At 45.3% G+C, this 278-nt stretch carries 1 protein-coding gene; it reads left to right on the forward strand.

What is annotated here, in order from left to right:
- Window positions 1-276, forward strand: a 276-nt coding sequence (locus tag ACFINL_RS09835; protein WP_375651502.1) for a type II toxin-antitoxin system RelE/ParE family toxin, incomplete at its 5' end; no start/stop codon positions are given.
- Window positions 277-278 lie beyond the last annotated feature (2 nt).

The following is a 278-nucleotide window of genomic DNA, read 5'->3' on the forward strand; positions in this document are numbered from 1 at the left end:
GCTGATTGGCTGCGAAAGCTCCGTGATATACAGGCTAAAACTGCAATTATTCGCCGCCTTAATCGTTTAGAGCAGGGAAACTTTGGCGATTTCAAGCCGCTTCGTGAGGGTGTTCATGAATTGCGTATTAATGTTGGTCCTGGCTACCGAGTTTATTATGTCCAATCTGGAAAGACCGTATTGTTGCTATTATGCGGTGGCAGCAAAAAAACACAAGAGACTGATATCACTCGCGCATGTGCTTGCTGGCGTGATTGGCAAAACCGTGAAGATTAAAG

Source organism: Bartonella sp. AA78NXGY (assembly GCF_042197005.1).
Classification (GTDB): Bacteria; Pseudomonadota; Alphaproteobacteria; order Rhizobiales; family Rhizobiaceae; genus Bartonella.